The sequence below is a fragment of the Thiomicrospira sp. R3 genome, assembly GCF_029581415.1.
In the GTDB taxonomy this organism is placed as follows: Bacteria; Pseudomonadota; Gammaproteobacteria; order Thiomicrospirales; family Thiomicrospiraceae; genus Thiomicrospira.
In genome coordinates this window covers 383465-405714 of record NZ_CP121121.1, presented here as the reverse complement: position 1 = coordinate 405714, position 22250 = coordinate 383465, and the positions used below count along the sequence as shown (strand labels likewise).

The 22250-nt window shown below is 44.7% G+C and carries 15 protein-coding genes; 10 read left to right on the top strand and 5 right to left on the bottom strand.

Annotated elements, in window-relative coordinates; translation table 11 throughout:
• The first annotated feature begins 15 nt into the window (after positions 1–15).
• The 8 genes from P8S55_RS02020 to P8S55_RS01985 all read left to right on the top strand — a co-directional run bounded on the left by P8S55_RS02020 (position 16) and on the right by P8S55_RS01985 (position 15506).
• Complete coding sequence (locus P8S55_RS02020) at positions 16–1713, top strand: DUF262 domain-containing protein (protein ID WP_289224626.1); 1698 nt, start codon at positions 16–18, stop codon at positions 1711–1713.
• Positions 1713–4709, top strand: a complete 2997-nt coding sequence (locus P8S55_RS02015; protein WP_289224625.1) for a type III restriction-modification system endonuclease — start codon at positions 1713–1715, stop codon at positions 4707–4709. The genes P8S55_RS02020 and P8S55_RS02015 overlap by 1 nt, the downstream gene beginning before the upstream one ends.
• A 114-nt stretch (positions 4710–4823) precedes the next feature.
• Positions 4824–5885 carry an efflux RND transporter periplasmic adaptor subunit gene (locus tag P8S55_RS02010; protein WP_289224624.1) on the top strand — a complete coding sequence of 354 codons (1062 nt, stop codon included), beginning with the start codon at positions 4824–4826 and terminating at the stop codon, positions 5883–5885.
• A complete protein-coding gene (locus P8S55_RS02005; protein ID WP_289224623.1) occupies positions 5882–9010 on the top strand; it encodes an efflux RND transporter permease subunit in 3129 nt (1042 codons plus the stop codon). Before P8S55_RS02010 ends, P8S55_RS02005 begins: the two co-directional genes overlap by 4 nt.
• A gap of 136 nt (positions 9011–9146) precedes the next feature.
• Positions 9147–11864 carry a bifunctional diguanylate cyclase/phosphodiesterase gene (locus P8S55_RS02000; RefSeq protein ID WP_289224622.1) on the top strand — a complete coding sequence of 906 codons (2718 nt, stop codon included), beginning with the start codon at positions 9147–9149 and terminating at the stop codon, positions 11862–11864.
• Between the two features lie 122 nt (positions 11865–11986).
• Positions 11987–13843, top strand: coding sequence for a sensor domain-containing diguanylate cyclase (locus P8S55_RS01995; protein WP_289224621.1), 1857 nt, complete (start codon positions 11987–11989; stop codon positions 13841–13843).
• A gap of 84 nt (positions 13844–13927) precedes the next feature.
• Entirely contained in the window at positions 13928–14314 is a 387-nt protein-coding gene (gene gcvH / locus P8S55_RS01990) for a glycine cleavage system protein GcvH (RefSeq protein WP_289224620.1), read from the top strand.
• Positions 14307–15506 (top strand): class I SAM-dependent rRNA methyltransferase, encoded by a 1200-nt coding sequence (locus tag P8S55_RS01985; protein WP_289224619.1) that lies wholly within the window; start codon positions 14307–14309, stop codon positions 15504–15506. The genes gcvH and P8S55_RS01985 overlap by 8 nt, the downstream gene beginning before the upstream one ends.
• A 62-nt stretch (positions 15507–15568) precedes the next feature.
• On the opposite strand, the gene P8S55_RS01980 is transcribed toward P8S55_RS01985, so the two are convergent.
• From P8S55_RS01980 to P8S55_RS01965, 4 genes are all read right to left on the bottom strand, one after another.
• On the bottom strand, positions 15569–16939 hold the full coding sequence (locus P8S55_RS01980) for an NAD-dependent succinate-semialdehyde dehydrogenase (protein WP_289224618.1): 1371 nt from the start codon (positions 16937–16939) through the stop codon (positions 15569–15571).
• A 17-nt stretch (positions 16940–16956) separates the two neighbouring features.
• Positions 16957–17103, bottom strand: coding sequence for a hypothetical protein (locus P8S55_RS01975; protein ID WP_289224617.1), 147 nt, complete (start codon positions 17101–17103; stop codon positions 16957–16959).
• A 250-nt stretch (positions 17104–17353) separates the two neighbouring features.
• Positions 17354–18226 (bottom strand): type II secretion system protein, encoded by an 873-nt coding sequence (locus tag P8S55_RS01970; RefSeq protein ID WP_289224616.1) that lies wholly within the window; start codon positions 18224–18226, stop codon positions 17354–17356.
• Positions 18214–19053, bottom strand: a complete 840-nt coding sequence (locus P8S55_RS01965) for a hypothetical protein (protein ID WP_289224615.1) — start codon at positions 19051–19053, stop codon at positions 18214–18216. The genes P8S55_RS01970 and P8S55_RS01965 overlap by 13 nt, the downstream gene beginning before the upstream one ends.
• A gap of 260 nt (positions 19054–19313) precedes the next feature.
• Between P8S55_RS01965 and hemH the strand changes: the two genes are divergently transcribed.
• Entirely contained in the window at positions 19314–20432 is a 1119-nt protein-coding gene (gene hemH / locus P8S55_RS01960) for a ferrochelatase (protein ID WP_289224614.1), read from the top strand.
• Positions 20433–20555: 123 nt separating this feature from the next.
• Here hemH and tnpA read toward each other — a convergent pair whose 3' ends face one another.
• Positions 20556–20972, bottom strand: coding sequence for an IS200/IS605 family transposase (gene tnpA, locus P8S55_RS01955; protein WP_289223272.1), 417 nt, complete (start codon positions 20970–20972; stop codon positions 20556–20558).
• Between the two features lie 30 nt (positions 20973–21002).
• Between tnpA and P8S55_RS01950 the strand changes: the two genes are divergently transcribed.
• On the top strand, positions 21003–22235 hold the full coding sequence (locus tag P8S55_RS01950; RefSeq protein ID WP_289224613.1) for an RNA-guided endonuclease InsQ/TnpB family protein: 1233 nt from the start codon (positions 21003–21005) through the stop codon (positions 22233–22235).
• Positions 22236–22250: the final 15 nt, after the last annotated feature.

Here is a 22250-nt window from a genome sequence, read left to right as displayed (position 1 = left end):
GAAAGGGGAACGCAGATGTCTGATGCAAAATTTATGGCGATGGAGCCTTCGAATGCCAGTTTTGATGGGCTGATTGGTAATGGTGTGCGTTATCTGATTCCGCCGTTTCAGCGAGATTATTCGTGGGATATTGAGCAGTGGGAAGAACTTTGGGCGGATATAAAAGGCTTGCCGGAAGAAAAGTTTCATTACATGGGGTATGTGGTTTTACAGCGCAAGCAGGAAGACAATACTTTTGAAGTGATTGATGGACAACAACGGTTGATTACCTTGTCGTTGATTGTATTGGCGGCGTTAAGAAAAATAGCCGACTTGGTGCAGTCGGGTCAGGCTATAGAAGCCAATCAAGAGTACATTCGAGTCAATCGGGATAAATACATTGGTTTTAAACATCCGGTCACCTTGGCGGTAAAAAGTAAGTTGACGTTAAATCGCAATAATGTGGCTTATTTCAAAAACCTATGTGCGCAGTTGGAGCCGGCCAATCATCGGTTTATGTCAAAAACCAATAAATTATTGCGCGAAGCCTTTCGCTATTTTTTGGCTCAGGATATGGGCGAAACCGGCGAAGAGATTGCGCAAACGCTTTACGATATTGCGCGTGGCATGATGTTCACCAAAATCGTGGTGGAAGATGATGTCAATGCCTATAAAGTGTTTGAAACCCTTAATGCACGTGGCGTTCAATTATCAACACCGGATTTGCTAAAAAACTTTATTTTTTCGATGGTGGCGAAAAACGATTCTGTGTTGCCGGAGCAATTGGATGAGTTGGATGAGCGTTGGTCGGCGATTGTGACGAATTTGGGGGAGTCGAGTTTTACCGATTTTGTGCGTTATCACCATAACGTGCAATATCCTCTTTTAACGAAAAAGAAGTTGTTTAGCACGATTAAAAAGCAGATTCATACCTCCGAGAAGGCGATGGCTTATTTGAATTCGCTTTCCGATATGGCACCCGTGTATTCGGCCTTGTTAAAACCAATGGAGGAAAAAGCTTGGTGGGTGAATCAGGCATCGGATTACGTTCCGGCCTTGCGTTATTTAGAGGCGTTAGCCTTGTTTAATATTCGTCAGCCCTTGGTGGTGTTGCTGGCCGCATTCAAGCGATTTGAGGTGAATGAGTTTGTGAAGCTGGTTCAGTATCTTTATGTGCTTTCCATACGTTATAACGTGGTTTGTCATTTATCACCGAATGAGCAAGAAACGGTCTATAACCAAATGGCCATCAAACTGTTTAATGGTGAATATCTGCGAGCCAGTCATGTAAAAAATGATTCGGATGGGTTTAGGCGTTTATATCCGAAGGATGAGGTGTTTAAAACGGCATTTGAGTTTCACCGTATGCCGAGCCGCCAATCGCCAAAGAAAATTCGTTTTTTATTGGCCGAGCTTGAAAATCAATTGAGCAATGGGGTGACCGAAGACAAAATGGTGCTGGAGCATGTCTGTCCGTATCATCCAGAGCAGGGTTGGCATGATTATTTTGGCGAGGGCGCTACCGATGTCTATGATCGCTTAGGCAATATGGTGCTGTTGGAAAAAGATGATTTGAAACGTGCGGATTTTACGACCAAAAAACAGGCTTATCGCGACTCCGGCTTGGCTTTAGCGGCTAAGGTTGCTGAATTTGAGGAGTGGAATGCCGCCAGTGTAAACCATTACCAGGCCTGGTTGGCAGAGCAAGCGGCGAATACATGGAGAGTGGATTGATGAAACTTCAGTTTAACCAAAACCTTGCGCATCAAAAAGCCGCTTGGGAGGCGGTAGTGAGTTTGTTTGAGGGGCAGGAGAGTTGTTCTGTACCCTTTAGTATGCCGCAAATCAATAGCACCAGGCCTGGTGATCAGCAGTTTGGGTTTGATTACGGTTCGCAAGCGCAGTTAGGCAGGGCAAACCGCTTGGTGTTGAGTGAAGAGGAGTTGTTGGATAACTTAAAGCGGGTGCAGTTAAAACAGGGTTTAAAACCGGCTAAAACGCTGGATAAGTCGAACTTAAATTACACGGTGGAAATGGAAACCGGCACGGGTAAAACCTATGTGTATTTGCGCTCAATCTATGAATTGAACCAAGCTTATGGCATGACCAAGTTTATTATCGTGGTGCCAACGCTTGCGATCAAAGAGGGGGTGAAAAAGTCGCTGGAGATTACGAAAGCCCATTTAAGCCAAATCTATAAAGGCATGAACGCCGAAGACTTTGTGTATGACTCTAGCAACCTAGAGCAGGTCAGAAATTTTGCCGAGTCGAGCCATATTCAGATTATGGTGATTAATATCGATGCATTTAGGCGCAGCTTTACAGATCCGGATAAGGATACGAAGGCCAATATTATCCACCGAACGAATGATCGTTTAGAAGGAATGCGCCCGATTGAGCTGATTGCCCAAACGCATCCGGTGGTGATTATTGATGAACCCCAAACGGTTGATACTACGCCCAAGTCTGCCGAGGCAATTAAGTCGCTTAATCCTTTATTTACCCTGCGTTACTCTGCAACCCATCGTGATAAACATTTACCGATTTATAAACTGGATGCGGTGGATGCGTATAACCAAAAACTGGTGAAGCAAATTGCGGTATTACCTGTGTTGCCGGAGGACGACAACAATAACGCTTACATTAAGCTGTTGAATGTTCAGAACAAAAAAGGCTATTGCGAAGCGCAGGTCGAATACGATGCCTTGACCAAAAACGGTGGCATAAAGCGCGAAAAGAAATGGTTAAAACAAGGCGCGGATTTGTTTGAGTTGACGCAACGGGATTTGTACGAAGGCTACATCATCAAGGATATTTCGGTCGATCCGGGCAATGAATGGATCGATTTTACTTCGAAAGAAGAGATCTTGCGCCCTGGAAAAAGCATTGGCGGCGTGGATGATTTGGCGTTGAAGCGGCTGCAAATTAGCAAAACGATAGAAAAACACTTGGAACGCGAACTGGTATTGAACCCAAAAGGCATTAAGGTATTAAGCCTGTTTTTTATTGATAAGGTGGCCAATTATCGTGCTTATGATGAGGATGGACAACCAGGCCTGGGGGTGTATGGTCAGATTTTTGAGCAAGAATTTACCCGGTTAGCCAAGCACCCGAAATATCAGTCGTTGTTTGCTGAAATTGATTTAGAGGTTGAAGTTCAAAAGGTGCATGACGGTTATTTTGCCGCCGATAAAAAAGGCAAGTTGAAAGACACGACCGGTAAAACGCAGGATGATGAATCCGCCTATCAGTTGATTATGAAAGACAAAGAACGCCTGTTGGACATGAAAACGCCTTTGCGTTTTATTTTCTCGCATTCGGCACTGCGAGAAGGCTGGGATAACCCGAATGTGTTTCAGATTTGTACTTTACGAGAAATGGGTTCTGAAACAGATAGGCGTCAAACCATTGGGCGTGGTTTGCGCTTGGCGGTGGATTCAACGGGTAATCGAGTCGAGGATAGCGGCTTTTCGGTGAATACGTTAACAGTTATTGCTAACGAATCTTATGCCGATTTTGCGGCTGCGTTGCAAAGTGAAATTGAAGAAGAAGACGGCATTAAGTTTGGTGTGGTCGAGGATCATGCGTTTGCCAATATTGTGGTGCAACAAGACGGTAACGATGTGACTTTTTTGGGTGCAGACGATTCAGAAAAACTTTGGCAGTATTTGAAATCGCAGGATTTGATTGATAAAAATGGCAAAGTGCAAGATAGCCTTAAAGTCGCATTAAAAACCGATACTTTAGTCTTGCCCGAAGCCTATCAATCGATTCAGGCCGATATTCAGTATTTGCTAAAGAAAATTACCGGTGGTTTGGATGTGAAGGATGCCAGCAAAACTTTTAGCGCTACGCCGAAAAAAGAGGTGATTTTAGGCGCGGATTTTCAGGCGTTATGGCAACGGATTAAATACAAAACCGTGTACCAGGTTAATTTTAACCTGGATAAGTTGATTGCCGATTGTGTGAGGCAGTTGAAAACCAATCTGTTGATTTCCAAGCCGAAATTTAAAACCGGTTTGGCGAATGTCACGATTGATCGCAGTGGGGTTGGTGTGGCGGATGTGAAAGAATCTACCTTGGTTTATGATGCTCAGTATGCGCATTTACCAGATGTGCTGACCTATTTGCAAAACAAAACTCAACTAACCCGTAAAACCTTGGCGCTTATATTGATTGAAAGCGGGCGGTTAAATGATTTAAAAAATAATCCGCAAAAGTTTGTTGAATTGACCTTAGAGATGATTCAACGCCAAAAAATGCACGCTTTGGTGGATGGTATTAAGTATGAAAAAATCGGTGACCAGGCCTGCTATGCGCAAGAATTGTTTTTAGAACAAGAACTAAAAGGGTACCTTGAGCAGAATATGATGGAAGTAAATAAGAGTGTTTACAGTCATATTGTGTACGATTCCACTATTGAATCGGCGTTTGCCAAAGGCTTAGAAGCTAACGAGGCGGTGAAGCTTTATACCAAATTGCCCAGCTGGTTTAAAATTGAAACCCCGTTGGGTAATTACAACCCAGATTGGGCGGTGCTGATTGAACAAGACGGTGCGGAGCGTTTGTATTTTGTGGTGGAAACCAAAGGCAGTTTGTTTGCTGAGGATTTACGTCAAACCGAAAGAGACAAGATTCAATGCGGCATCGCGCATTTTGCAGCATTGGGTAATGAGGTTAAGTTTATGACCACCCATAGTATTGATGGATTAATTGATAGGTTGGCATGAGTCTTTGTTGGTCTGCACAATATATTCTTAGACTTGCTTTGGTATCTCGTTTAACCTGTACAATATAATCTTTTTAAAGATACAAAGATACAAAGATACTAAAGGTTCTTAATCATGTTTAAACATCTCTTACGGGTTTGGCTGCTTGCCAGCTTATCATTCTTTGCTTATGCCAACTCTAATGTCCCGCAAGTCATTGTCGGCACAGTTAGCGGTGAAACGATTGTTGAAACAATAAATGCGCTCGGTACGCTTTCAGCACGCGAGTCGGTGGCGTTGAGCGTGAGTGTAACTGAGCGTGTCGAGTCTATTCATTTTCAAGATGGCCAGCAGGTTAACAAAGGGCAGGTTTTGGTGCGCTTGGTTAGCCAAGAAGAGCGAGCCAGTCTTGATGAACTTAATATTGTGACGCAGGATGCGAAGCGTCAATATGAACGTTTTGTTCCGTTGTTTCAGCGTGGCGATATTTCGCAGTCTATTTTAGACGAGCGTAAACGTGATTGGGATTTGGCGCGTGCACGTGAAGCGGTTTTACAAGCAAGACTTGAAAAATTGACGTTGGTCGCTCCTTTTTCTGGTCAAGTGGGCTTGCGTCAGGTCAGTGAAGGATCCTTGTTAACCCCGGGCACGGTGGTGGCTGAGTTGAAAGACTTATCACAAATGAAGCTGGATTTTACGGTGCCGAGTCGTTTTTTAACCGAATTAGCGCCGGGGTTAACCCTCAGCACTGAAACCGATGCTTATTCAAATCAGCGATTCAGCGGTCAAATTGAAACCATTCTGCCGCAAGTTGATCCGGTGACGCGCAGTGTCCAAGTGCGCGCTAATATTGATAACACAGAGGGCTTGTTAATGCCTGGCATGCTGATGAAGGTCACCTTGCAGCAGCAGCCGCGTTCTGTTTTATTTATTCCTGAAACAGCGATTGTGCCGATTGCCGATAAGCAGTTTGTTTATGTGCTTAATCCCGATGAAGATGGGTTATTTAAATTACAACGTAAACAGGTTCAGCTTGGAATGCGACAACCAGGCCTGGTTGAGGTTGTCTCGGGTTTAAAGCTCGGTGATAAGGTGGTGAGTGAAGGCGCATTACGTGTGCGCCCCGCTCAACTGGTCAGGGCGTTAGATAAATTAGAGCGCAAATCCGATATGGCTGATCAGGAAGATAAGTTATGATTTTATCCGACACCTCGGTTAAGCGCCCGGTTTTAGCGGCGGTACTGTCGTTGATTCTAGTGGCCTTTGGTTTAGTGGCCTTTGATCGTTTAGCGCTGCGCGAATATCCTAATATTGACCCGCCCGTGGTGTCGATTACGACAGGTTACCCTGGCGCTTCGGCGGCGGTGATTGAGTCGCGGATTACTAAAGTTATCGAAGACCGCATTGCCGGTGTTGAAGGCATTAAGTTTATCCAGTCGGTATCGATGGATGGGCGTTCTCGGATTACGATTGAATTTGATGTGAATAGTGACATTGATGCCGCGGCCAATGATGTGCGTGATCGTGTGGCGCGGGTATCGCGTCAATTGCCAGATGGCGCCGATATGCCCGAAGTTAAAAAAGTGGACGGCGATGAAGACGTTATTATTTGGTTTAATTTGACGGCTGATGGTATGACTGTGCCACAGTTAACGGATTATGCTAAACGTTATTTAATCGATCGCTTTTCGGTGCTTGATGGTGTGGCGCGTGTGCGGATTAGTGGCGGGCAGGAATATGCCATGCGTTTATGGCTGGATGCCGATGCGATGGCCGCACGCGGTATTGCGGTGTCGGATATTGAAAATGCCTTGCAAACCTCGAATGTGGAATTACCTGCTGGTACCTTAACCCTGAGAGAAATGTCGTTCAGTGTTCGCGTAGATCGCCAACTCTTAACGCCTCAAGACTTTGAACGACTGGTGATTAAACGTGGCGCTGGGGACAACTTGGTGCGGTTGGCGGACATCGCGCGGGTTGAAAAAGGCTCGATTGAGAACCGCACCTTTTTCCGTGGTAATGGCTTGCCAATGGTTGGCTTGGGGGTAATTAAACAGTCCACCGCGAATACCTTAAGCGTGGCACGCTTGGTCAAAGACGAAGTAGAGCGCATCAACGCGATCTTGCCTGAAGGCATGGCGATTAAGCCAAGTTATGATAGTTCGGTGTTTATAGAAAGTGCAATTGGTGAGGTTTACAAAACGCTAGGCATTGCGATTGTATTGGTTATGCTGGTTATTTTGGCTTTTTTACGCTCTGTAAGGCTGGCGATTATTCCCTTGGTTACGGTTCCTGTGTCACTGATTGCCACCTTTTGGGTATTGTGGATGCTAGGGTTTTCCGTCAATATTTTAACGCTGTTGGCCCTAGTCTTAGCGATAGGCTTGGTGGTTGATGATGCGATTGTCGTGTTGGAAAACGTACAGCGGCATATTGAAAAGGGTTATTCACCGCTAGCTGCCGCTTTTTTAGGTACACGTCAAGTTGGGTTTGCGGTGGTTGCGACGACCTTAGTTTTAGTCGCGGTATTTGTGCCGATTAGCTTTTTAGAAGGGACATTGGGTCGATTGTTTAGTGAGTTTGCTATTACCTTGGCCGTTGCTGTATTGTTTTCAAGTCTGGTCGCACTCACCCTTTCCCCAGCCCTAGCCTCTAAACTTCTTAAAGCTAAAAAAACGCCGCTACCCAGTTTAACAGAGCAGGATGTGACTGAAGATAGGGTGGGCGATAAACCGACTATTTGGATAGGCGTTTATCGACCCGTATTGGCTTTGGCATTACGCTTTCCTTGGGTTATTGCGTTGGTTTTTGCGGGTACGATTTATGGTTCTTATCAGTTAATTCAACAGTTACCTGAAGAGTACGCACCGCGTGAAGATCGAGGCGCTTTTTTTGTAATGGTTAGCGGGCCTGAAGGCGCAACACATGAGTATATGAAAACCTATCTTGAAGAGGTTGAAGCGCGTTTAATGCCGCTGGTTGAGGCGGGCGAAGTCAATCGTTTGCTGGTGCGTTCGCCCCGCTCGTTTGGTAATACGGACATTTTCAATACCGGGATTGCTATTTTGGTTTTAAGCGATTGGGCAGAGCGTCGCCCTGCGAGTGAAATCATGCAAGATGTCCAACAACGTTTAGCGGACCTGCCTGGCATACGCGCTAACCCGGTAATGCGCCAAGGCATAGGGGGGCGGGTGCAAAAACCCGTGCAGTTTGTAATTGGCGGTGGCACTTATCAAGAGTTAGCGCAATGGCGCGATATTTTGTTGGAGCAATTACAGCAAAACAACCCTGGTTTTGAAGGAATTGATTCCGATTACCGAGAAACCAAACCGCAATTACGTGTCAATATCGATTATGAGCAGGCAGCAGATTTGGGCGTCACCACGCTGGAAATCGGCCGAACGCTCCAAACATTGTTGGGTTCGCGTACCATCACCACCTTTGTCGAGCAGGGCGAAGAATACGATATTATTCTTGAGGCTAGTCGTGAGATTTATCGAACACCGCAAAGCATGAATAGCATTTATGTTCGCTCGGCAACAACCGGTGCTCTTGTGCCCTTGTCAAGTTTTGTCACCATTGAAGAATTCGCTGACTCCGCAACGCTAAACCGTTATAACCGGATGCGTGCCATTACGATTGTGGCAAACTTGGCTGAAGGGTATACCCTTGGTGAAGGTCTGGCGCATTTGGAGCAGTTGGCGCGTGCTCATTTGCCCGCTGATGTGATGATTGATTATAAAGGTCAGTCACGGGACTTCCAAACGTCGGGCAATGCGATTTATTTTGTCTTGATGCTCGGTTTGGTGGTAGTTTTTTTGGTGTTGGCTGCGCAGTTTGAGAGCTTTGTTAGTCCGTTTATTATTATGTTCACCGTACCATTGGCAGTGGCGGGCGGCTTGTTGGGTTTATGGTTACATGGCTTAACTCTCAACTTGTACACCCAAATCGGCTTGGTGATGCTGGTGGGTTTGGCGACGAAAAACGGCATTCTAATTGTAGAGTTTGCTAACCAGTTGCGTGATCAGGGTCAAGCCTTTCGCGAGGCACTGGTTGAAGCCTCATGTTTACGTTTGCGCCCAATTTTAATGACCGCGATTACTACGGTTGTCGGCGCCATTCCGTTAGTGATGTCTTCAGGCGCGGGTGCCGAAACCCGTTATGTGATTGGTATAGTAATGATTTGGGGGGTTTCTATCGCTACCTTCTTCACCCTGTTTGTTATTCCTGTGGTTTATCAATGGTTAGGGCGATATAGTCAGCCGGCGGGTTATAACAAGCGCAAACTTGAAGAAGAGTTGGGGGATTTAAATCAACGCTAACTTTATGGCAATAAGTTCAACACAGTATTAGGGATTAGGCCGCGAAGTGTTATAATTGCGCCTATTCCTAAATTCAACTGTGGTTAAAGCTTGTCGTGCTTATTAAAACACTATTAACGTGGGTTCAAGGTCAAGTATGACCAGGTTAAGATTAAGTGCCATTGCTAGTCTATTGCTATTGGTTATTTGGCTGGCCAGTTTCCATTATTTTTATTCTAGATTCTCGCTTGAACAAACGCAATATAGCCAAAGGCAATTGGCTAGTTTGAACATCGCCTGGACAGCTGTGCAGCATTTGCAGCAAAAAGGTAAAGATGTTTATTTCAGTACCTACATTAATCAGCCAGAGATAATGGAGTTGATGCAGCAAGCTCAGTCCGCCCCATCACAAAACCAAATTCGTGATCAGCTTTTTCAGCAACTTGCGCCTGTTTATGAACAACTAAAACAAGATGGTATTTTTCAGTTTCATATCGTGTTACCTGATAACACCAGTTTCTTGAGGGTTCATGTACCTCAAAGATACGGAGATGATTTAACGGATCTGCGCCATTCCTTTCGTTTAGTAAACCAAACACTTGAGCCGATTTATGCGGCCTTTGAAGCCGGGCGAGTCATTCCAGGTTTCAGAACGGTTTACCCCTTAGTTCATCAGGGCCAGCATCTTGGTGCTATTGAGTTCAGCAATGCCTTTGAAACACTCAGGCGTGATATCGCTTTTCTTGACGCCAGTCGGGATTATGCCTTGATTATTCACCCTCGAATGAAAGAGGAGATTTTTGATAGTAATCAAGACCTCTATGGTGATAGTTTATTTGCACTAGGCTGGCTTGAGGAAGACCCCGAAAGAAACCTGCCTGATGCCTCACCGGCTTATAGCGATCATTTACTTAAGGCTGCTGGTGTTTTACGTCAGAAACCCGCTGTTTTGACTAAACTAAATCAAAACATGAGTTTTAGCTATCCTTTTTCTGTTGATGGAAAAATGCAACTTGCGAGCTTTATTGCGATTGTAGATTTGCAGGGCGCAACGGCTGCGTATCTTGTTGGGGTATCGCCCGCGCCTTTTTTAGATGGTATAAAACAGGGCTGTATTGTGAGCATCACCGCACTGACGTTAATTGTTTTGTTAATGGGCTGGGCCGTTTTTTATCTGCTTAAACACCGCGATGAATTAAGAATTGCGGCCAGTGCATTTGATGTTCAGGAAGGGATTATGATTACCGATAGCCAAACACGCATATTGAAGGTTAATAATACATTTACACGGCTTACCGGGTTTACTGAACAGGAGGTGTTAGGAAAAACGCCTGCGGTGTTAAGTTCAGGCCGACAGGACGCTCTTTTTTATCAAAAAATGTGGCAGGTATTGAAGTCGACAGGTCATTGGCAGGGCGAAATTTGGAACCGACGAAAAAAAGGTGAAATTTTTGCAGAATGGCTGACCATTACGGCCGTGTATGATGCAAAACAGCGCGTGACAAATTATGTGGGTGCGTTTTTAGATATCACACAACGCAAAGAAGATGAAGAGAAGATAAGAAAGCTTGCCTTCTATGATCCACTTACTAATTTACCTAATCGTCGTTTATTAATGGAGCGCCTAGAACATGCGATTAAGGTAACGGATAGAACGAAGAATTATGGTGCGGTATTGTTTATTGACATGGATAACTTTAAGGCATTAAACGATACCAAAGGACATGATGTTGGTGATCAAATGCTACTGGAGGTTGCGCATCGCCTTAAGCGACAGTTACGCGACTCAGACACCGTATCTCGCTTAGGAGGGGATGAATTTGTCGTCTTGCTGGAAGGCTTAGATTTAGATTTAGAACAGGCTTCGTTGGAGGCTGAGTTATTAGCCGAAAAACTGCGCGATAGTTTAAATCAGCCTTATGACTTTGGCCAGTTCCAGCATGTTTCTAGCCCAAGTATCGGTATAGCCCTTTTTTATGGTCATGATACGTTAATGGATGAGGTCTTGAAGAATGCGGATAGTGCGATGTATCAAGCTAAAAATGCAGGACGTAATACCGTCAGGCTATTTGACCCAAAAATGCAGGCTTGTTTAGAAAAAAGACTTTTACTTGAGAAAGACCTTTACCAAGCCCTTACACACAACCAGTTTGAGGTTTACTATCAACCGCAGGTTGATCAGGTCGGGCGAACTATGGGAGCTGAGCTGTTATTGCGATGGCATCATCCTGAGCGTGGTTTTGTTTCACCCGCAGAATTTATTCCGATTGCTGAAGCCAATGGCGTCATTACTCAAATTGGGCACTGGGTTATTCAGCAAGCCTGCATAACGCTTAGAGAGTGGGCGCAACAACCAGGCCTGGTTGATCTTACGCTTTCGGTTAATGTGAGTGCGCGTCAATTTCAACAAACTGATTTTGTTATGCAGGTACGGGCTTTATTAATTCGGTATCAGGTTCAACCGGAGCGTTTAAAGTTCGAAGTAACTGAAAGTGCCGTGGTGGCTGATATCGACGATGCGGTTCACAAAATGAATAGGCTGAGTCAGCTGGGTGTGGTTTTTTCTATTGATGACTTTGGCACCGGGCACTCTTCGTTATCCTTAGTTCATCGTTTGCCCCTTAGGCAGGTGAAAATTGATCAAAGTTTTGTCAGAAGTTTAAGCCAAGATCCATCGATAAAATCCTTAATAAAAAGTATTGTTGTGATGTCAAGAAGCATAGGTGCCGAAGTGTTGGCGGAAGGTGTTGAAACGAAACAGGATTGCGAGCAATTGATTGAACAAGGCTGTTATTTTTTTCAGGGTTACTATTTTGCTAAACCCATGCCTTATAAAGCCTTGCTAGATTTTATCAATGTGAATTCAGTTACATAAGTGGTTGACTTCAGGGCAATAGTCTGTAGCTAAACTTATTTCAGCATAAGTAGAATTGATAGGTAAATATTTGAGGCTGGTGCATAATGGAATCAGAATAAAAATAAAGAGTTACTAGTCGTATGAAGCAGGTTATAAGTCGTTATAAGCTTTGGATAGCACTTGTCCTGCTAGGTGTTCTAGTGTTTGCATTGTGGGGGACTTATTTTCACAAACAGCAAGCGACCAGTTTGCACGATTCTGTTTATCAGCATTATCAACAAGAAACAGCGAATCAAGTCAATTTCCTTATCCAGCAACAAAAAAATGCGTCTGTAGCCTTGGCATTGATGTTGGCTGAAAACCCAAATATCAAAACCCTGATGCAACTCCCTTGTTGTGATTATGAACCAGGCCTGGACAAGATGGCAGAACGTATAGAGCGTGAATCAAGCATTAGCAGTATTTGGCTGCATGCCGTCAATCGAGACGGAATCAGCCTTGCACGTAGTTGGGTTGATAAAAGGGGTGATTCGGTGTTAGATATTCGAAGTGATTTACGTAGACTATTAGCCCAACCAAGTCAGCTAGCTAACCAACAACCCAGCACAACCATCAGTACGGGATTATTTACAATGTCATTCAAAACAACAGTTCCCGTTATGGAATCGGGGGCGTTATTGGGGGTGGTGGAGGTTATTTCACAATTTCAACCGCTTGCTAATCAGATGGCAGACAAGGGCTATTCATCGTTAATTCTTGCAGACAAACGTTACCGTGCGCAATTAACCCAAGCGCGATCAGGGCTTTTTATTGATGATTATTATGTGGTAAATACGGATTCTGTTAGCGATTTAGTTGAGTTATTAGCCGGTGAAAATTTAGTCCATTTTTTAGCTGATGGGGGGTATCTGATAAAAGATAATTACATGATTAACCCCGTGCCCATCTTTAATGTTGAGGAGGAAGTTGAAGGGTATTGGTTACTATTTATTCCAAAGAATTGGATTAACTTCCATCAAATTGATGACCTGCAGTCTCGTTTTATGCTGGTATCAATTATCGTGTTGATTATGCTTTTGCTGCTGGGGCTATTGGTTTTGAGTCGTCAGCAAGTTGTGTTGCAAGGTCAGTACTATAAGGAAATTATTGATTCTTCATCAGACATTCTTTATGTTAGCGATTTAGACCACATTATTTATGCCAATCGGCATTTCTTTAAGTTTTTTGATGAGTTTGAAAATCTTCAAGCCTTCCATCAGCGCTATCAATGTGTTTGTGATCTTTTTGAGCCGGGTGAAGGTTTATTACAGCGAGAGGTGAATGGTGTTTATTGGATTCAATACATCCTTAACAACCCTGAAATGCTCCATAAGGCTAAAATTAGCGTTCAGGGTAAAGCCCACTTTTTTGCCATTAAAGTGCAGCCTTTAAATCAAACCGTATTCGGACGTTTTACGATCGCTATGCAAGATATTAGTGACCTAGAATTGGCACAAACTAAATTGCTTCAATTGTCACAAACGGATGAGCTTACGGGTATAGGTAATCGACTATTTTTTAATAAAAACCTGGCGCATGAGTTGGCAAGAGCGAAGCGTTATGCTGCGCCGCTCTGTATTATTATGTTTGATATAGACCATTTTAAATCGATTAATGATCAGTATGGGCATGATGTTGGCGATAGAGTCCTCAAAGCGCTTACCGCCTTGGTGGGTAATCATTTACGAGAGAATGATTTATTTTGTCGTTTTGGGGGTGAAGAATTTATCGTGCTGCTGCCTGATACGGATATGGATAATGCAAAGGTTTTAACCGAGCGATTATTAGAGATTGTGGCTAAACACTCTTTCGATGACTTGCCATCTCATCTCATAACCTGCAGTTTTGGTCTAACGGCTATTGAGCAAGGGGATAACCACAACACAGTGTTAAATCGGGTTGATAAAGCGCTCTATGCGGCCAAGCATGGAGGGCGAAATCAAATTCAAATTCGATAATTGTCCAGTCAAATTCTGTATTGCCTGATTTGTGCAATGGTATGATATCAAAAATTTTTATCATTCATCATTATGGAGGGCGTAATGAGCCAACTTCCTGAACACCTAAGATATGCTGTAACCCATGAATGGGCTTATCCAGACGAAGAGGGTTTAATCGTAGTAGGGATTACCGATTTTGCACAAGAAGCCTTGGGCGACATTATGAATGTGAATTTGCCTGATACAGGAATTGATGTCAGCGCGGGAGAGGGGGTGGCGATGATTGAATCGGTGAAATCCGCCACGGATATTCATGCACCGGTCAGTGGTGAAATTGTTGCAGTGAATCAATTTTTAGCCGATGAGCCTCAGCTGGTTAGTGATGAACCCTATGATGGTGGCTGGTTATTTCGCATTGCACCCCATGATATGTCAGAGTTTGATGATTTGATGATTGCTGAAGAATATCAGGCGGAAATCGATGGCTAGTTTGCAACGTTTACGCTTAAAAAAGAATGAAGACCGTCGTATTAAGCAGGGTCATATGTGGGTGTTTAGTAATGAGGTGGATACCCAAGCTACGCCGTTAAAAGATTTTGCACTCGGTGAGCAAGCGATTGTTGAGGCGAGCAATGGTAAAGAATTGGGGCTGGCGTATGTCAATCCTAATAATTTGATTTGCGCGCGCGTGTTTAGTCGTGATACCAAACATCAGCTTGGCATGACGTTTTTTAAAAAACGCTTTCAACAAGCCCAAGCACTGCGTGAGCTGAATTATGATCAACCCTATTACCGTTTAGTCTTTGGCGAAAGCGATGGGGTGCCTGGCTTGGTGATTGATCGTTTTAATGATGTGTTTGTAGTGCAAATTAGCACCGCGGGCATGGAAGCGTTTAAAGACGATATTCTACAGGTCTTAATTAATCTTTATCACCCACGCGCGGTGGTCTGGCGCAATGATACCGCGAGCCGTGAGCTGGAAGGTTTGGCGCGTTATCAATCCTTGGCTTATGGTGAATTGCCTGAGCAGATAGAGTTGATCGAAAACGGCGCGAAGTTTGTAGTGCCTGCGTTAGGTGGACAAAAAACCGGTTGGTTTTATGATCATCGCTCAGCCAGAGCGCGTTGTGCCCAATTGGTTGAAGGCAAGCGGGTGTTGGATGTATTTAGCTATCTGGGTGGCTGGGGTATTTTGGCGGCGCTAAAGGGTGCAACCGAAGTAGCTTGTGTCGATGCGTCTGAAGCCGCGCTGGATGGCGTACACCTCAATGCTGCGCTTAATGGTGTGGCGGATAAGCTGGTGTCTTATCAGGGGAATGCTTTTGAGGTCTTGAGCGCTCTGGCGCAGCAGGGTGAAAAGTTTGATGTGGTGATTGTTGATCCACCGGCATTTGTGAAGCGCAAAAAAGACTTTAAAGCAGGTTCAGAAGGCTATCGTCGTATCAATGAGTTGGCGATGCGCTTAGTGGTGCCCAACGGGGTATTGGTGTCGGCTTCTTGTTCGCATCACATGCCGCGCGCAACCCTGATTTCGCAAGTACAAGCCGCCGCCAGTCATATCGACCGCACGCTCACCTTGTTTGATCAAGCCAGCCAAGCCCCCGATCATCCAATCCACCCAGCGATTCCAGAAACCGAGTATCTCAAAACGCTGTTTTTCCGCGTATCACCCAAGTGGTAAGCGGTTAAACGTTTACTATCAAACCGACCATCAGGCCTGGTGGTCGGTTCTTTCATTAGCTATTATTTTATCCAAATCGATTTGACGTTGGTGAATTCGCGGATGCCGTGGTAGCTGAGTTCTCGGCCGTAGCCTGAGTTTTTTACGCCACCAAAGGGCAGGCGTGGGTCAGACTTGGTTATGCCGTTGACAAAGCAAGCCCCCGATTCTATGCGCAATGCCATGGTTTCGGCGCTAGTCAGATCACCTGACCAAACCGAGCCGCCCAAGCCAAATTGGGTGGCATTCGCAAGCCCGACAGCGTGGGCGGGTTCTGAGGCTTTAAAAATTAAAGCCACGGGGCCAAAAAACTCTTCATGGTAGGCGGGCATCGCGCTGGAGATATCCGCCAAAATGGTGGGTGCATAATAGCAACCCGCTCGTTCCAGTTGATAACCACCGCTCACCAAACGTGCACCATAATCAACACAGGTTTGTACTTGTTGATGCAGTTCGTCGAGTAAATCTTGACGCGCCATCGGGCACAGGGTGGTGGCAGTATCGAGAGGATCACCGGCCACAAATTTGGATTCAACGGCGGCTTTTAGCTTGCTGATAAAATCTTCATAAATAAATTGGTCGATGATAAAGCGTTTGGCCGCAATACAGCTTTGTCCCATATTCATGTAGCGACTGGCAACGGCCGCTTCAATCGCCGCGGGAATATCGGCATCATTCATTACAATAAACGCATCGGAACCACCGAGTTCAAGCACGGTTTTTTTCAGCTCTTCACCGGCAATCGCCGCGACCTTACGCCCAGCCTGCTCGCTACCGGTTAAGGTGACGGCGCGCACATAGCGGTTGCGAATCACACTTTCCACCTTGTCTGAACCGATCATCAGGTTGGTAAAGGCATGGCGCGGTATACCCGCTTGATGCAACACCCGTTCAATCGCTTGCGCACATTGCGGCACGTTTGAAGCATGTTTAAGCAAACCAATGTTGCCGGCAATTAAGGCGGGGGCGGCAAAGCGAAACACCTGCCAAAATGGGAAGTTCCAAGGCATTACCGCTAGTACGACGCCCATAGGTTGATAGCAGATGTAACTCTTGCTGGCATCCGTGTCGATCATTTCATCAGCCAAAAAATCCGGCCCGTGTTCGGCATAGAATTCACACACCCAAGCGGATTTTTCAATCTCGGCTTTGGCCTCATTAATCGATTTGCCCATTTCTAGGCTAATCAGTTCGGCCAGTTCATCTTGTTGTTCGCGTAAAACTTCAGCCGCGTTTTTTATTAACTGGCAGCGGGTTTCCGTTGGCGTGCGTTGTGACCATTCAAGAAACTCGCCAGCGGCGTTTTTAATCGCAAGGTCAAGGGTCGTTTGATCCCAAGCTTCAAACTCGGCGAGTTTTCCGCCCGTGGCGGGGTTGATTGATTCAAGTGCCATTTGTGTCTCCTTAGCGGTTAAATAATAAACGTTGACCTGGGGTGAGCTTGGCGAGTTGCATCGCGGTTGCCTTGGGTAATCCGCCCCTCTTCAATCAGCAAATTGGCGATCTGTTGCTGGTTTTCGTTAACGAGGTTAGCTTGTTTAATCAGGGCGCGTGACATAGGCTATTCCATGAAATGAGTGGGTCTAAATTCTTTTTGATATTCTAACAAGGAAGCAGGGATCGGGCGGAAGAATTTTGTGATAAGAAACAGATATTTTGGCCTGGGTTTCTAACCAGGCCTGGTTGTGGCTGGGTGGGTTTTAACCACTATATTCAATCACTTTTACGGGTGGACTCCCTGTTTTAAATCATTTCAAGGTGAAGCTTGAGCTTGAAAAAATGAATTTTGTTTGGGGTGGCTTGTGAAGTTAGTGGTACCAATCAAGTATATTATGGTTAAGAGCTTTAATTTCGTGGATACTTATCCAAGTTAGCATATCATCGAAATCATCGCTTGGAGAATCAAGTTGAAAGTAACGATTTCCGTTGCAGTTTTCTTGTTCTCTGGTGCTGGCTGATGAACAGTTTTGCCAAGTTGCTTGGCCGTTTTGTCCGAAACTTAAAATAACGACTGGAACTTGGTTGGCGGCAATTCTGCTCAATGCCGTGGTGTTGTTACAGCTGCTGGCCGTTGAATTGCAGACTCTTAATGCGCCATTTAGTGCGCTGCTCGCGCCCAAAGGCGGTGTGATACGACTATAGTATGGCGGTTCGCTTCGTTCACTATCGATAGTAATGCAGAGTCCGAAGCAATGGTGGTGACATTGAGTTTGGCTACAGTGAAAACGTTGGTCGTGGTTGCAGTAGCTTAACGAATTGGTGATGGTGCCCTGTTTAGCAAAAAGGCTGGCCGATCGACAGGTTAGGCGCAGGTTATTTGTGGCTGTATTGCTTGTGGCATGGGTGTTAATGGCATATAGAAAACGTTGGCCAAATCCATCTAGATAGCCGATACCTCCTAATTCTAAGTAGGGTAATGCTCCTTGATGCTGGGAACAGCTGCCATTCGAATGACGATTTTCGTAGCCATTTAAATTAGTGTCTGGGCAGGGTAGGTAGCCATTTAAATTGATATGACTTAGCAAAGCTTGCTTAATGTGTTCGAGTTGTAGTTCAGTCGCTTGGTATTTATTCAGTGTTCTGTATTGGCTAATGCCTGAGCTGGCTGTATTGATGAGCAACCCCATCAAAACCAGTAGGATCATGACTTCTAGTAAACTAAAGCCTTTTAGATTTGACATAACAAGGCACGCCAGTTCGCTCCGACAGGATTATCTGGTCGCCCATCATAAATAGCCGCGCACTCTTTAGTTGTTCCAGTTGGGGTTGCAAAATTATTGCATCGATTAAACCAGTGGGGTTGTTGTTCTGGCAGATTGCATAGCTTTGAAGCTTGGGCCTTGACACTTAGGCTAATCGCATTTTGCCACTCTTGATGTGTAATCGCTATAAACCGCTCAGGGCGCAAAAAATGAACGCTTGAGCCAGCCACCAAGAGTTGGTCTGGAGAAATGGTGTCTAGATATATAAAAGCAACAATGTGGGTTTGGTTGCCAACTTGAATCCTCGCTTCGCCTGGGTTAATAGGGTTTAATGGTGCAAAACGTTGTGTTGGAGGGTTGTTGTAGTCGGCGTTTTGGATGACATAGCGGCTATCAACTACGTAATGAAGGGCTTCAAGTTCAGATGGGTTAAAGCGGAAGTGCCTTGTTGCTATGCCTTTGGGGAGCCAACCATAAACTATTTCAGCACCTTGGCCACAGGGCGTATTCATGGCGCCATCCTGATTGGTGTCTGGGCAAGGCAGGTAGCCTGGAGAAGGTACGCGATTACTGTTGAAAAATACCCCGTTTGTATCTGTGGCATAAATTTCGGGGATGGATGCTGTATAAATCATCAGGTTGTTTTTTGCACTAAGAAGAAGATTTAGCTGTTTTTCGGCTTGATTTAATTTGAGTTGGCTTGCACGGGGTTGAAAATTGCTAAACAGCGTGGCAGAGCCGATGAGTCCAAGTATTAAAGCGAGCAAAATCAATGTAAACCCTTTTTGTTTAAAATGGGCGATCATTTTTGTGCCTATTTAGTGCGTTAAATTGACTAGAGTTAAATACTATATTAATTTTAATGGTAAGTAAATAGTGGTATTTTGTTTTCAACTTTTTGGTAGGTATCTCTAGTTTTTAGTTTTTTAGTTGAAGCGGCAAGAAAATAAACGGGGAACAGATACGGGTTATCTTTCTGATACTATAGGTGAAGATAAAACCTACTACTTGTTTTTTGATACAAGTCCTATACAATACATCTAAGTAACTAAAACAGAGAGGCGGTATGTTCTATCATAATAATACGCATTATAAGCATGGCGATGAAGCGGCAACGGGTATATTGATCACTAATTTAGGCACACCCGATGCTCCTACAAAGGAGGCATTAAAACCTTACCTCAAAGAGTTTTTATGGGATCCTCGCGTTGTTGAGCCACCGCCAGCGAGATGGTTGTGGTGGCTAATTCTCAACGGAATTATCCTTAACACACGCCCTGCAAAATCTGCTGAAGCCTATGAGGAAGTTTGGGGTAGTGAGGGTGAAGGATCGCCATTATTAGATATCAGCAAACGCCAACTAGAGGGAATTAAGCAACGGGTTAGTTCTCAGTTTAAAGGTAAGGTTGTTTTTGAGTTAGCGATGCGTTATGGCAATCCTTCGATTGAATCAGCATTGAAAAAGTTGGAAGAGCAGGGTGTGCAAAGATTAATTGTTGTTCCTTTGTACCCACAGTACGCAGGTGCTACGACGGCCTCTACATTTGATAAATTGTCAGAAGTCTTACAGAAGTGGCGTTGGCTGCCTGAGTTACGATTTGTAAACCATTATCATCGTCATCCGGGTTATATTAAAGCTTTGGCCAATTCAATTAAAGAGCACCAAAGCGAACATGGCCAACCGGACTTATTGGTCATGTCTTATCATGGCGTGCCTAAACGTTATTTAGATAACGGAGATCCTTATCATTGTGAATGTCATGTCACTTCACGATTGGTTGCCCAAGAGTTGGGCTTGTCAAAAGACCAATACCGAGTCACCTTTCAGTCATTGTTTGGTAAAGAAGAATGGCTTAAGCCCTACACCGATGCGACTATGAAGGCCTTGCCGTCTGAGGGTGTAAAGCATGTTCAAGTAATTTGTCCTGGATTTTCAGCAGATTGTTTAGAGACAATTGAAGAAATAGATGGTGAAAACCGCGAATATTTTGAAGAAGCAGGCGGTGAAAAGTTTAGTTATATTAAAGCACTGAATAGTCGAGAAGATCACTTGGATGCATTATCGGATTTGATTTTACAACATACTCAGGGTTGGTATGAGCGGGATGGATTTGATTCCGAGGCTGATAAGCTGGAGCGGGAACGTGTTCGAGATAACGCCCGTGCAATGGGTTGTCCGTTTTAGTTTAAATGAATGGAGTGAGTGTATAAGAGCCACTCCATTTAACTAAGATTTTTTCATTTTATCCAATAGCGCGTAAAACCCCATCCTTTAGGGCGGGGATATAAGCGGAACAGCAAAGCCTGTTTAGTGTGGGCGTTGCTGTTGTTCGATATATTGCTTAATAATTGACAAGGGTGCACCACCACAACTCCCTGCAAAGTAGCTAGGGCTCCAAAGCATATTCCCCCAAAGTTTTTTCTGAATTTCGGGATGGTTTTTTTTGCGAATAAGGCGACTTGATACGCCTTTCAAGCTATTCACCAGGTTAGAAATTGCTACTTTAGGCGGGTAATTAATCAAAAGATGTACGTGGTCATGCTCGCCATTAAACTCCACTAATTCCGCTTCAAAATCCAAGCAGACTTTTTTAAAGATTTCTTCCAAATCATTTAACACCCTGTCACTAAACACATCTCTGCGGTATTTTGTGACAAATACCAAATGAGCGTGAAGATTAAAAACGCAGCTCCTGCCTGTTCTTATCTCGTCATTAACTTGCATAGACCAAATCCTTTTTGTATAATTATAACCATGAAGAAAACGATACGCAAAGCCTTTAAGTTCCGACTTAACCCAAATTCTGACCAAGTACAGAAGATGGTTGAGTTTGCCGGTGCAAGCCGGTTTGTGTGGAATAAAGCGTTAGCGACGAATTTGTTTCGGCTTGAGCATAAGCAACCGATACTCTGGTATAGCGAGATGGCGTTTTGGCTAACACTCTGGAAGCAGTCTGACGAATACGGTTTTTTAAAAACCGCTCACTCCCAAACCCTACAGCAAACACTCAAAAATCTCGAACGTGCGTTTAAAGATGGTTTTGATAAAACCCAGCCCTTAAAGCGTATTCCTGTGTTCAAGAAAAAAGGCGCTTCTGACAGTTTTCGCTATCCGCAGGGATTTAAACTTGAGCAAGATACCAACCGTGTATTCTTGCCAAAAATTGGCTGGGTGAAATACCGCAATTCACGCCAAGTAATCGGTGAGCTTAAGAATGTGACGGTTTCCAGAAAAGGGAAGCATTGGTATGTGTCGATACAAACTGAATATGAAGCCGATATTCAGCGCCATCAATCAACATCCATCGTGGGTATTGATCTAGGCGTTAAACGCTTTGTCACCTTATCTGACGGCAACTGCATTGAACCGTTAAACAGTTTTAAACAGTGGGAAAAGAAGTTGGCTTTAGCACAGCGTAAGCTGGCACGAAAAGCTAAGTTCTCTGCCAACTGGAAAAAGCAGAAACAAAAAATAACTCGTGCGCATGAGCGCATTGCCAGTGCCCGATTAGACTTTTTACATAAATCTTCAACCGTGATTTGCAAAAACCACGCCATGGTCGTGGTTGAGGATTTAAAGGTAAAAAACATGTCGAAATCGGCCAAGGGCGATATAACCAGGCCTGGTCGAAACGTGAAAGCCAAGTCGGGCTTGAATAAGGCGATTTTAGACCAGGGCTGGGGAATGTTCGTGCAGATGCTTGAATACAAGCAGGCCTGGTTGGGTGGCGATGTGTTAAAGGTTAACCCCAAACACACCTCTCAAACCTGTCCGTGTTGTGCTCATGTAGCCAAAGAAAATCGTTTAACACAATCCAAGTTTGAGTGTGTTGAATGTGGCTACACTGAAAACGCCGATGTAGTCGGTGCTTTGAGCGTGTTAGCCCGAGGGCATCGGGGGTTAGCCTGTGGAGTTGAATCGTTGGATTTGATGATGAAGCAGGAACCAGCGGGAAGGCGCGAGTCACACCCGCTCTTAACGACCTAGCGCCGTTGGGAATCC

What these genes read in the sequence shown, in the direction of transcription:
- P8S55_RS02020 (WP_289224626.1), top strand. Translation starts at nt 16, where the DNA reads ATGTCTGATGCAAAATTTATGGCGATGGAGCCTTCGAATGCCAGTTTT.
- P8S55_RS02015 (WP_289224625.1), top strand. Translation starts at nt 1,713, where the DNA reads ATGAAACTTCAGTTTAACCAAAACCTTGCGCATCAAAAAGCCGCTTGG.
- P8S55_RS02010 (WP_289224624.1), top strand. Translation starts at nt 4,824, where the DNA reads ATGTTTAAACATCTCTTACGGGTTTGGCTGCTTGCCAGCTTATCATTC.
- P8S55_RS02005 (WP_289224623.1), top strand. Translation starts at nt 5,882, where the DNA reads ATGATTTTATCCGACACCTCGGTTAAGCGCCCGGTTTTAGCGGCGGTA.
- P8S55_RS02000 (WP_289224622.1), top strand. Translation starts at nt 9,147, where the DNA reads ATGACCAGGTTAAGATTAAGTGCCATTGCTAGTCTATTGCTATTGGTT.
- P8S55_RS01995 (WP_289224621.1), top strand. Translation starts at nt 11,987, where the DNA reads ATGAAGCAGGTTATAAGTCGTTATAAGCTTTGGATAGCACTTGTCCTG.
- gcvH (WP_289224620.1), top strand. Translation starts at nt 13,928, where the DNA reads ATGAGCCAACTTCCTGAACACCTAAGATATGCTGTAACCCATGAATGG.
- P8S55_RS01985 (WP_289224619.1), top strand. Translation starts at nt 14,307, where the DNA reads ATGGCTAGTTTGCAACGTTTACGCTTAAAAAAGAATGAAGACCGTCGT.
- P8S55_RS01980 (WP_289224618.1), bottom strand. Translation starts at nt 16,939, where the DNA reads ATGGCACTTGAATCAATCAACCCCGCCACGGGCGGAAAACTCGCCGAG.
- P8S55_RS01975 (WP_289224617.1), bottom strand. Translation starts at nt 17,103, where the DNA reads ATGTCACGCGCCCTGATTAAACAAGCTAACCTCGTTAACGAAAACCAG.
- P8S55_RS01970 (WP_289224616.1), bottom strand. Translation starts at nt 18,226, where the DNA reads ATGTCAAATCTAAAAGGCTTTAGTTTACTAGAAGTCATGATCCTACTG.
- P8S55_RS01965 (WP_289224615.1), bottom strand. Translation starts at nt 19,053, where the DNA reads ATGATCGCCCATTTTAAACAAAAAGGGTTTACATTGATTTTGCTCGCT.
- hemH (WP_289224614.1), top strand. Translation starts at nt 19,314, where the DNA reads ATGTTCTATCATAATAATACGCATTATAAGCATGGCGATGAAGCGGCA.
- tnpA (WP_289223272.1), bottom strand. Translation starts at nt 20,972, where the DNA reads ATGCAAGTTAATGACGAGATAAGAACAGGCAGGAGCTGCGTTTTTAAT.
- P8S55_RS01950 (WP_289224613.1), top strand. Translation starts at nt 21,003, where the DNA reads ATGAAGAAAACGATACGCAAAGCCTTTAAGTTCCGACTTAACCCAAAT.